11 protein-coding genes and 2 pseudogenes are annotated in these 9,847 nt (G+C 60.8%); 10 read left to right on the top strand and 3 right to left on the bottom strand.

Features of this window, described 5'->3' with window-relative positions; genetic code table 11:
- Positions 1-35 precede the first annotated feature (35 nt).
- On the bottom strand, positions 36-512 hold the full coding sequence (locus NKH21_RS32285; RefSeq protein WP_352869915.1) for a cupin domain-containing protein: 477 nt from the start codon (positions 510-512) through the stop codon (positions 36-38).
- Positions 513-638: 126 nt separating this feature from the next.
- Here NKH21_RS32285 and NKH21_RS32280 point away from each other — a divergent pair, with 126 nt between their 5' ends.
- The 7 genes and pseudogenes from NKH21_RS32280 to NKH21_RS32250 all read left to right on the top strand — a co-directional run bounded on the left by NKH21_RS32280 (position 639) and on the right by NKH21_RS32250 (position 5,565).
- On the top strand, positions 639-2,192 hold the full coding sequence (locus NKH21_RS32280) for a winged helix-turn-helix domain-containing protein (RefSeq protein WP_352869913.1): 1,554 nt from the start codon (positions 639-641) through the stop codon (positions 2,190-2,192).
- Positions 2,193-2,589: 397 nt separating this feature from the next.
- A pseudogene (locus tag NKH21_RS32275) lies at positions 2,590-2,667 on the top strand (TetR/AcrR family transcriptional regulator); the annotation flags it as partial.
- 172 nt (positions 2,668-2,839) lie between these two features.
- A complete protein-coding gene (locus tag NKH21_RS32270) occupies positions 2,840-3,013 on the top strand; it encodes a hypothetical protein (RefSeq protein ID WP_352869911.1) in 174 nt (57 codons plus the stop codon).
- Positions 2,989-3,354, top strand: a complete 366-nt coding sequence (locus tag NKH21_RS32265; protein ID WP_352869909.1) for a hypothetical protein — start codon at positions 2,989-2,991, stop codon at positions 3,352-3,354. The genes NKH21_RS32270 and NKH21_RS32265 overlap by 25 nt, the downstream gene beginning before the upstream one ends.
- 668 nt (positions 3,355-4,022) lie before the next feature.
- Positions 4,023-4,145, top strand: coding sequence for a hypothetical protein (locus tag NKH21_RS32260; protein WP_352869907.1), 123 nt, complete (start codon positions 4,023-4,025; stop codon positions 4,143-4,145).
- Positions 4,146-4,666: 521 nt separating this feature from the next.
- Positions 4,667-4,921 (top strand): hypothetical protein, encoded by a 255-nt coding sequence (locus NKH21_RS32255; RefSeq protein ID WP_352869905.1) that lies wholly within the window; start codon positions 4,667-4,669, stop codon positions 4,919-4,921.
- A gap of 374 nt (positions 4,922-5,295) precedes the next feature.
- Positions 5,296-5,565, top strand: coding sequence for a hypothetical protein (locus tag NKH21_RS32250; protein ID WP_352869903.1), 270 nt, complete (start codon positions 5,296-5,298; stop codon positions 5,563-5,565).
- Positions 5,566-5,635: 70 nt separating this feature from the next.
- On the opposite strand, the gene NKH21_RS32245 is transcribed toward NKH21_RS32250, so the two are convergent.
- Positions 5,636-6,259, bottom strand: a complete 624-nt coding sequence (locus NKH21_RS32245; protein ID WP_352869901.1) for a class I SAM-dependent methyltransferase — start codon at positions 6,257-6,259, stop codon at positions 5,636-5,638.
- On the opposite strand from NKH21_RS32245, the gene NKH21_RS32240 reads away from it, so the two are divergent.
- Positions 6,206-6,448 carry a hypothetical protein gene (locus NKH21_RS32240; protein ID WP_352869919.1) on the top strand — a complete coding sequence of 81 codons (243 nt, stop codon included), beginning with the start codon at positions 6,206-6,208 and terminating at the stop codon, positions 6,446-6,448. The two genes, NKH21_RS32245 and NKH21_RS32240, sit on opposite strands and share 54 nt — an antisense overlap.
- 86 nt (positions 6,449-6,534) lie before the next feature.
- On the opposite strand, the pseudogene NKH21_RS32235 reads toward NKH21_RS32240, so the two are convergent.
- Positions 6,535-6,712, bottom strand: a pseudogene (locus tag NKH21_RS32235) (adenylate/guanylate cyclase domain-containing protein); the annotation flags it as partial.
- A gap of 524 nt (positions 6,713-7,236) precedes the next feature.
- Here NKH21_RS32235 and NKH21_RS32230 point away from each other — a divergent pair.
- Positions 7,237-8,481, top strand: coding sequence for a serine hydrolase domain-containing protein (locus NKH21_RS32230; RefSeq protein WP_352869899.1), 1,245 nt, complete (start codon positions 7,237-7,239; stop codon positions 8,479-8,481).
- 885 nt (positions 8,482-9,366) lie between these two features.
- Positions 9,367-9,540, top strand: coding sequence for an aminoglycoside adenylyltransferase domain-containing protein (locus NKH21_RS32225; protein WP_352869917.1), 174 nt, complete (start codon positions 9,367-9,369; stop codon positions 9,538-9,540).
- Positions 9,541-9,847: the final 307 nt, after the last annotated feature.

Genomic DNA, 9,847 nt, shown 5'->3' with positions numbered 1-9,847 from the left:
AGCCGATCTCCGATCCCAATACAGAATCGGCAACCTCACAGATCGCGACCACTCCCGAAAGGTGGTCCCACAACAGCGCTTACGGTATCGTACCGGTCGCGCAGGTCGGCAAGCGCTTTCGGATGCGGAGAGCCGTGCGCCGCGAGCCTGGCAAGCTCTTCAAAATAGTGCTCGTGTCCAGGCGGAGAGACGGTCATCAGCACCCGCGCCGGCTGTTCGCTGACGTTGGTGATGTTGTGCGGAACGCCCGGTGGAATGAACAGGTAGGTGCCCGGGGTCGCGCGGATCGTCTTGTCCCCGACATGCCAGACGCATTCGCCCTCAAGAAGGTAGAAGGTTTCCTCCTGCACGCGATGAACATGAAGGCCGGTAGCGAACCCGGTCGGGATCGTCCAGTCGAACATGCTCGTGTGTTTCGTATCCTCGCCGGTGACAAGGAACACCATCGGATAGCCACGTAGCATGACCCCCTTATTCTGATCGGGCATGCGAATGACGGGAGCGACACTCATCTGATCCTCCATTGGCTCGGTGCTTCTTCCGCAAGCACCGGCTCAGGTTGCCCTCGCCATTTCGACAAGTCGTGAAGCCGTCCCGAAATCGTTGCGAAAAATTCACAAACGGTATCCTCTTCGGGAATGGCGACAACTCTTGCGTTTGGCCCGTTTCGCCTCGACACCGATGCTGGAATTCTATTCCACGGCGTCGAACCGACGCCGCTCGGACAGCGAGCGGTCGCGCTGCTTGCGCTGCTTGTGGAACGGGCAGGCGCACCGGTTTCGAAGGACACGCTGATCGAGGCGGTGTGGCCTGGACAGGCCATTGAGGACAGCAATCTAACGGTCCAAATTGCGGCAGTGCGGCGGCTCTTTCAGGAGCTGGCGGGCGCCGCTTGCTGGATCGAAACGCTGCCGCGACGCGGCTATCGTTATGTCGGGCCGGCGGTCACAGCCGGTAACCGTGATCCGACGCCCGGGGGCACAGCAACGGCGACGCTGACATTGCCGGACAAACCCTCGGTCGCGGTTTTGCCGTTCTCGAACCTAAGCGGCGATCCGGAGCAGGATTATTTCGCCGACGGGATGGTTGACGATATCATCACCGGCCTGGCGCGCATCAAGTGGCTGCTCGTCATCGCGCGAAATTCGACATTTACCTACAAGGGCCGCGCCGTGGACGTGAAGCAGGTCGGTCGCGAGCTTGGCGTACGATATGTGCTCGAAGGCAGCGTGCGGAGAGCCGGCGGCCACGTGCGCGTGTCCGGCCAGATGATCGATGCATCGACCGGCGCTCATGTATGGGCCGAGCGGTATGACCGCAATTCCGATGATATCTTCGCGCTTCAGGATGAGATCGCCATGTCGGCTGTCGGCGCAATCGCACCGAGTCTGCGGCGTGCCGAAATCGATAGGGTCAAGCGCAGGCGCTCCGACAACCTCGATGCTTACGACCTTGTGCTGCGGTCCCAGCTCGACGTTGATTCCGGCATGCCTGAGCGAGTGAGGCGGGCGCTCGTGCTGCTCGACCGTGCCATCGAACTCGATCCGGCCTACGCGCTGGCGTACGGCAACGCCGCGATGTGCCACCATTGCCTCTTCCTCCGCGCCGGCCTGCAGGAAGCCAACCGTGCCGCTTCGATCCGCTATGCCCGCTCCGCCATCCTCCATGGGCAGGACGATGCGTCTGCGTTGACCTTGGCTGGATTTTCCATCGGCATGGACGGACATGACCGCAAGGCTGCTTTCACCGCCTTGGAAGCCGCGCTCGCGATCAGCCCTTCATCCGCCCTGACCTATATTCTGGGCAGCGTCATCCTCGGATGGAGCGGAGAAGCAGAGCGAGCCATCGAGTGGAGCGAACGAGGCATGCGGCTAAGCCCATTCGACCCATGGGCTTTCGCCGCCTTCGATGCACAGGCGATGAGTCATTTGCTCCGCGGCCGCTACGACGAAGCCTGCCGCGCCGCCTATCGATCCGTTCAGGCGAATCCCGCACATAGCATCACTTATGTGCAATTGGCCGCTGCCCTTGCCAAACTCGGCCGGCTCGAGGAAGCGAGGGCAGCTGCCGTCCGGGTGCTCGAACTGCACCCGACCTTCCGTTACGGCCGCCAGTTTGCGGGTGTGAACTGTGCCCCAGCCCTCGCGGAGTGCCTTGGCGATGCGCTGCATGCTGCCGGGCTGCCAGAGTAGTGCCGTAGAATCGGTCAGACCGGGAGCCGGGACAACCCTGCTGATGTCGCGGTACCAGCAGGATTGCTGCGACTAGCTAGCCGCCTTACCTGGATGAAACCACCATCGGCTGTGGGAGGCGGCTGATCCGGTGGAATGACCAAAGGAGGAGAGGGCAAAGGAGGAGCGCGGCAGCGCCGAAATCGAGCGCGGCGACCGAGATGCCGACCCAGGTTGCAAGTTTGCCGCCACTCGCGGGCCCCGCCAGCCGGCATAGTAGACAGTGTAGAACACGCCCATCCCGATCGATCGAGTCCTTTGGTCGAGCACCCGTGCGGGCAAGCTCATAGTCGCGCCGGCAGAGCATACGACCCCATGGTAATGATGAGGGGAAGCACTGGTCCGCTTCGCGACAGAAGGAGCATCAGAAATCGCCCGGGCGGTTGACGACCCTGCGTTTTCGGATGAAGTGCTGGAACAAACGCGTGCCTGGATTTACGCAGGGCTTGACCAACAGTCAGCCAGCTGGCCCCTCGTCGCTCACGGTCTCGACGTCGAATACCAACTGGACACCTATATCGGTCTGGTCGACCATGCTACTTCAAACGCTCTTCGGTTCCGTGACAAACTTCTGATCGCCGGCGCTGGGTCGCGGGAGGGGATGTGGCATGGTGGATTCTGGTAGGATCAACAAGCTGATCGCAGCGGTGCCCGCCGCCTTGGCGCTTCGCGCCGGACTGGACCTTGGCATCTTCACCCGGCTCGGTGGCAGCGCGGTGACTGCTGACAGCCTGGGGGCGAATACGGTGCCGCTGACGTGGTTGTCGAAGAGGGGGACATAACTGTCGCGCCATCGATCGGTCGGCACGATCTGGCGATCCTGAAGGCCGTCGTCCAGGTCCTTCCGCCTGACCAGGCGCGCAGTTCGATCCTGAACGCGGCGCGTTGCCTCACACCGGGAGGCGAGATCGCAATTGCGGGGTGGGGTGTCGTCGATGACGACCGCCTCGGCCCGCCTGAGGGTGTCTTTCTGAATATCACCTTCTTGAACCTCTATCGCCACGGCGAATCGTACACTGAAGGTCAGTATCGCGCGTGGATGACCGAGGCTGGATTCCGGGATATCTCCAGGTCGCGCCTGGCGGACGGCTGCACCTTGTTTCGTGCGCGCCTCACGGGCTGATCGTGGTTGGATGGTTGGTTTTGGATCTCCGGGACAGCGGCATGGGCGAGTTCGAGTTCCTGTTCAAGAGCTCATTGGCGAGCAGGCAGCTCTTGGTCTTTATCAGAACCAGGCGAGCCGCATCTTCCGATCTGGCTGCCAATTTCAGGTGGCCGATTCCATGGACGAGGCCGATCGGGCCGAATCGAAGTCCATTTATTTGTTTTTGCTGGGGCGCCAGGTCGGGAGGAACTCTCCCGATTGTGGCGGGCATCCTGCTCTTTTTGGAGATATCTATGAAGGATTCGCGCATTCCCGAGGCAGTCTTAACGGCTATGTCAAAGGGGACCCACGTCATCCGCGCTTATCGGGAGCACCTTGGATATTCGATTGAGGACTGTCAGCAAATTCGCCCGGGTGGGCGGCTGCGTCGCCTAGGAAGGTAGCCAGCGCAACCACCCGCGGAGCGCCGCTAAGGCTCTGTCAAAAGCAAAGCCTCACGGCTGATCACCGGCAAGCACATCCGAGAGAAGCGCCTAGGGGCGAAAGACCCGCACGTCCTGGTCAGTGACCGTGCGGGTCCATTTTCGGGAGTGCTCAAGGAAACGAGGGGTCGGGTGAAAGCCCGGCTCCTCACTCAGGGCCAAACATAGCGCTTGCGCGTTGATCGAATCAAGTTGAGGGTGAGTATGGCCAAAAAGGACCAGGAACGCGCGAAATTCGCCTGGATGTATGGTTCCCAGGCCCGCAAGGACGGCAAGGAGCGCCAGGTGTCGGAATTCTGGGCAGAATACGCCGAGGCCTGTCTGTAGGGCTATGACGACCAGGCGCTGACCGGCGAACCGGCAATGAGCACCGCAAAATAGCGCGCTTGCCTTGGAACAAGCTGGCCTCCCCGAAAGTTCATAAGGCGCAGCAAAATTCTACTCCCCTCTGTAATTGCTGCAATGATCGGTGGCGTCCGATCCGGCCCGCGTCTTCTTTTCCGTTCACGCCCGAAGACGCGGGCCTTAGATACCGCCAGCGCCCAGCCGATCCCCTCAATGCGATGTGCGACAGTGAAGCATAGCAACGCATTGAAGGGAGCTTCACATGGCACGTCAGATTTCAAGCCGTTCCGTTTTCACACGCGGAGTGGTGTCATCTCGACGTCGGGCGCTATGTTCGACAGGATCTCCGCGCGCGTTATGCGCTGCAACGGCGCCTACGCTGCGCGCAGGGGTGAATATGATGGCATCATGGCGGATCTTTTCGCAGCCAAGGCGGAAATGCCGGACCACTTCAAAGAGAAGGGCGACCACGTCCTTGGCACCGTCGCCGGCGAATGGGCAGCATGACAGAGAAAATCTGGATCGACGGTGTCGGCATCGAAGGTGAGGCTGAGAAGATCAAGCCCATCGTCGAGGCCTATATCGAGGCCAGGGTGAAGGCCGGTCTTGGTGCGGTGATCACCGATGCCACGGGCGAGCTGACGCAGTGGGCTATCGAGCTGGAGAAGAAATTCCCCTGGACACCGCCGGAAGCGGGGTTGACCGCGACGCCGGAGGTCCACGCCAAGACCCGCTATTACAAGAGCCTGAAGCCATGAGCCGACATCTTCCACCAAGGGCCGAGACCTGGACCGTGGCTCCGAGGATCGCCTATCTCGAGCGGCGGATCCGGCTGTGCGAAATCGAGCCTCGGGACGATCGAGTCTGGAAGCACCATAAGGACATTCGAGCTAACCCAGGGGAGGCAGTTCACCTGGGCAACGCGCAGCCGGCGGTCGTGTTGGCATAAAAAACAACCCCCGCAGACAGAGCCTGGTTCGGTCTTCCCAGGTGATCTGTTGGGGAGGCGAACTGCAAATCGCCTTTTCCTTTTACCAGACAGCAGCCATGGAACCCCTTGGCCTCAGCAGCGTTCGCTCGCGATGATGGAAGGGCTCCGCTCGTGGCAAGCAGGCAGGACGTTCTATCGTTGATGGCAAAGCTGCTGGCTCAGCACTTCGCTAGAGACGACCGCGTCGACATCGCCCAGACCAGGCAATGCGTCTACCTCAGGCTCGACGACAAGGTCTATCACCTCACGGCTGAATCAATCGCCGCCATCGAAGACGCCAGGGATCCTGTAGGCGCCGGCAAGCGCTTCATGGCCACCATGGATCCAACGCCAAAGCCCCGCAAGCGAGCAAAAGGCCGAACCAGCATCATTCCCGGCGTGCAGGTCCGGATCAGACACAGGCGCGGCTGAACGTCAACAACAGGTCCCGAAGCAGACCTTACGTTTCCCGCCAGAGCCGGTTGAAAATCGAACGCAGGCATCACTGCCTTCGGGCAATAATCTCGACCGGCGCAATCAGCCCAGCTGAAATACTTTCGCTCATGTTTCGGACCATCTGGGGCCGCCGCGCTCCCATGAGAGTCTGGACGCCCAGTACTGCCCGCCCGGTGGCCGCCTGGGCGCGCTGCCGGGCAAAATAGTCAAGCGCGGCATCGCGCCGCTGGCGTTCCGACAAAATCTCGAACCCTGCCGCGGAAAGTGTGTCGCGATACTGCTCCGGCGCGGCGATCGCGTTCGTAACTGCCGTACTCGCCCATGGCAGCGGATAAGACAGCTCGCCGACTCCGGTGCGCATGACGTCGAAGACACCGAAACGCGCACCCGCGCGGAGGACCCGCGCAACCTCCGAAAATAGTGCGCTCTTGTCGGCAATGTTCATTCCGACATGCAACATGTATGCGGCAGTGAACGATCCATCTGCGAACGGCAGCCGCAAAGCATCGCCCTGCTGCAACGAGACGCGCTCCGCGAGATGCAGCCAGCCGGAGAGGACATTGCCGGCTTCGACGTAGTCGCGAGTGAGATCGATGCCGGTCACCTGGCAGTCGTAGTGCGCAGCGATCTGTCGCGCCGGTCCACCGAGGCCGCAGCCGATGTCGAGCACGCGATCCCCAGCGGTGAGCGCAAGTTGCCCTGCCAACTCTGCCGTGGCGGCGCGGCCGCCAATGTGAAACTCGTCTACGGGTCACAGGTCCTCGGCGGTAACCGTGCTTTCGGTCTTTCCCATGGCGGCAAGGCCATCGCGAATATCTGCGACGAGGCTACCTTGCGCGTAGTGGTCCGCAACCTGTGAACGTTGGCGCCGCTTCCATGATCATCGCCTCTTGGTGCCAACCTACCGGATCATCTTCGAGCTACGGCTTCACGCTGTCACCGAAAGTCATCGCCCTCAACTATGACGTCGCCAACATTAATGCCGATGCGAAATTGAATCGGGGGTGGTAGCGGCGAGATTTCGCTCGCCCATCGCCCGCTGGATCGCCGCTGCGCATTCAACCGCACTCACCACACTTGGAAATTCGACCAACGCTCCGTCGCCCATCATCTTGACGATGCGGCTAAGAATAGCTCGTACAGTCCAACATTCCTCAGCCCATCGAGTGTGGGACCGGTATGGTGGAACAGCAGACGACGCGCCGGCTTTCGGCCATTCTAGCAGCCGACGTTGTCGGGTACTCCAGCATGATCGGAGCCGACGAGGCGGGCACAGTTGCGGCGCTACGGGAGATTTGGCAGGAAACTTTCAGCCCCGCTGTCACCGCGCGTTTGGTGTCGGGAAGTGATAGCGCAGCGCGGCCCATGGCGAAGCTAAATCGGCCGGCAGGTTGATCACAGGTCGCGTAGTCGCAGGGGTGGATTTTTATCGTTTCGACCGCCGCCAGCCAGCGGCCACGGCGTCCGCTTCTGCGGAGGCCGACCGCTCCGCGCCCCAAGTCTGCCCCAGGGGACCGCATTTGGGATTCCTGAGAACAGACGTCGTCTGCAGCTTCAGTGGAGGTCAAGCAGCCAACTATTGGCAATAGTGCGGGGAGAGCGCAAGATTGTCCAAACGGCCTTCGTTTGCGACAGGGCATTTGCGCGATGAGTCAATTTAGTAGTGAACCGATTCGTGATCCTGCGGACCTCGGCTTCGACAAGGCGCGGCTGGCGCGACTGAAGCGGTGGATGCAGCGATATGCCGACACCGGGCGCTGGCCGGGCGGTGCGGTGCTCATTGCGCGTCATGGAGAACTCGCCTTTTTCGACTGCGCCGGGCATGCAGATGTCGAAGCCAAGCGGCCTTGGCAGCGCGACCTCATCGCCCGCATCTACTCGATGACCAAGCCTGTCACCGCCGTCGCGCTGATGATGCTGTACGAGCAGGCGCGCCTGCATCTCGACGATCCGGTCGAAGCTTACCTGCCGGAATTTAAAAATAGGCAAGTTCTGATACCGGGCGCAACGTCGCTCGACCAAACGGTGCCCGTCAAAACGAAGATGACGATCCACCATCTGCTGACTCACACATCTGGCCTAAGCCTTTTCACGAACCCTCGACTGCTCGGTGAAGCTTATGCCAAGGAAAAACTCGGCCTCGACCTTGCTTACGGCGGGCTCGACAAGATGGTGCGCAGGATAGCCGAGCTGCCATTGGAATGGGAGCCGGGCACGAAATGGCAATACAGCACCGGGTCCGATGTCATCGGCCGCATCGTGGAAGTCGTTTCTGGAGTGACGCTCGACAAGTACTTCGCGACGCGGATCTTCGAGCCCCTCGGCATGACCGACACCGGCTTCTCTGTACCGGAGGCTGAGATCGGCCGTTTTCCCCCGCTCTATGAGGCTACGGCTGGCGGCATGGCATTGCACGAAACGCCGGAGGTTTCGGAATGGCGGCAAGGCAAGGTTGATACGTTCTGCGGTGGAGGCGGGCTCGTCGGAACCATCGACGACTATTGGCGCTTCACCGAAATGCTGCGGGCGGGAGGGGAACTCAACGGCGAACGCATTCTCAGTCCCCGCACTTTGAAATTGGCGGCGCGCAATCACCTACCGGGAGATCTTGCCTCGATGGCAACCGAAGTTTGGGCCGAAACCCAGTTTGACGGCGTCGGGTTCGGTCTGTTGGGCTCAGTCGTCCTCGATCCGGCTAAGGCACAAATTTCGGCGCAAGTGGGCGACTATGGCTGGGGCGGGGCGGCAGGCACCTTCTTCTGGGTGAGTCCGGTCGACGACCTGGTTGTCATTCTCTTCACGCAACTGCTGCCTTCGAGCGCCATTCCGGTGCGCAAAGAGCTGCGCGCACTCGTCGATGGCGCGTTGACGGGGCCTGAGCCCTCTCAATAGAAACTGCGCGGAGCAACCTTGCGCTTAGCAAGTTGGGCCGGCTCGACTTCGTCGTGCTCGATGAGCTCTTCACCCAAGCCGGCGGGCAGTGCTCTTCCATCTCATCAGCCAGCTTTACGAGCGGACCTCGCTTCCGGCATCGGTCTTCTCACGACGATGCCCGCGCAACCTGAATGCCCGCTCTTGAGGAACCGCAGCCTGAAGCTGCTTGTCCCCTTGCGGCCCCAACTGAGACCTCCAATGCCACGCTTTCGCTCTCCCTTGGGGCGCGAAACTGGCTTCCAGGGTCGGGTAGCAAAGCCGCCTTCGGGTTTCGATGTTCATGCTCTGTGCTTCGATGTTGCAACCAAGTTCGAAAGTCGCATAAAAGGGCAGTGTGGAACGCACTAAGCCGCAGGAGATGGGGCCTCGTTCATAACGCCTAGGCCTGGCTAACATCGGCTGAGTGCGCAATTCAGCTAATCCGGCCTTGCTTGCGATAGGACAGCTTCCAGGAGCAGGATTAGCTCGACATTGGCGCTCGTGCTGGCTTGCGAGTGAAGGGGCTGATTGGCCCAACGGGCGATTGAGACTAGCAATGGGTAGTCCTCGACGGGCACCTCATGGATTTTGATCGACCTCCCCATACGATCCAACAACAGAAGCAGAGGGGTCACCCCTCCACCTGATTTGCTCGCGATCGCGGCAACTCGCTGAACGTCTGCATGGCTGTCAACGCGAACATTGAAGAGTATTCGCCCTCCAGATTTATCAGCACAGTCACCTACGACGGAATCGAAGCTGACCGCCGGAAAGTCTGCAGCTTGGACAACCATCTCGATCAAAACCGTCTCAAGTTGTGGCGTGCTACCCATCCAGCAACGTAGTCGGGAGGCTCTCGCATAAATCAAGCCCGCGTCCTGGCGTATCCCCGGATCATCGGCACAGGCGGTCGGGAATGGCGAGTTCGTAACCAAGGAGGCCGCTGCCGAATGGGCCGTGCCACGCAATGCCAGTCAACCAGCAGACGTGGTCTCCTTTGCGCGCGAGGCGTATCTTGGCAACGCCAAGGATGATTAGAACAATCGGCAATCGACATGCTCGGCCAGCGCATTACCTTCGACGAAGGGTCGGTGACGCTGGTGGGCGACCTGGACCCGTTCCTGAACTTTGTTGCGCGGTCGCCTGCCAGGAGACGCTCGACCATAACTGAGCAGATGCGGGCAATGTCAGCAAAGCGGAACAATCCGGCAGCCGGCGGGTTTGTAGGATGAAGGGCGATCTGTTTCGGAGGAAGATTATGATGAAACGCGTCCTTGCCCACCATGCGGTGCGACTGATGCTCGGCGGCGTAACCGCCTGTCTGCTGACGGTCGCCCAAATTCCC

This window comes from Mesorhizobium sp. M1329, assembly GCF_040318035.1.
Taxonomy (GTDB): domain Bacteria; phylum Pseudomonadota; class Alphaproteobacteria; order Rhizobiales; family Rhizobiaceae; genus Mesorhizobium.
Note: the sequence above shows the minus strand (reverse complement) of the source record. Positions and strands in the feature narration are given on the sequence as shown.

Bases quoted from the DNA above. Each gene is read 5' to 3' on its own strand.
- NKH21_RS32285 (WP_352869915.1), bottom strand. From the start codon at position 512: ATGAGTGTCGCTCCCGTCATTCGCATGCCCGATCAGAATAAGGGGGTC.
- NKH21_RS32280 (WP_352869913.1), top strand. From the start codon at position 639: ATGGCGACAACTCTTGCGTTTGGCCCGTTTCGCCTCGACACCGATGCT.
- NKH21_RS32270 (WP_352869911.1), top strand. From the start codon at position 2,840: ATGGTGGATTCTGGTAGGATCAACAAGCTGATCGCAGCGGTGCCCGCC.
- NKH21_RS32260 (WP_352869907.1), top strand. From the start codon at position 4,023: ATGGCCAAAAAGGACCAGGAACGCGCGAAATTCGCCTGGATGTATGGT.
- NKH21_RS32255 (WP_352869905.1), top strand. From the start codon at position 4,667: ATGACAGAGAAAATCTGGATCGACGGTGTCGGCATCGAAGGTGAGGCT.
- NKH21_RS32250 (WP_352869903.1), top strand. From the start codon at position 5,296: ATGGCAAAGCTGCTGGCTCAGCACTTCGCTAGAGACGACCGCGTCGAC.
- NKH21_RS32230 (WP_352869899.1), top strand. From the start codon at position 7,237: ATGAGTCAATTTAGTAGTGAACCGATTCGTGATCCTGCGGACCTCGGC.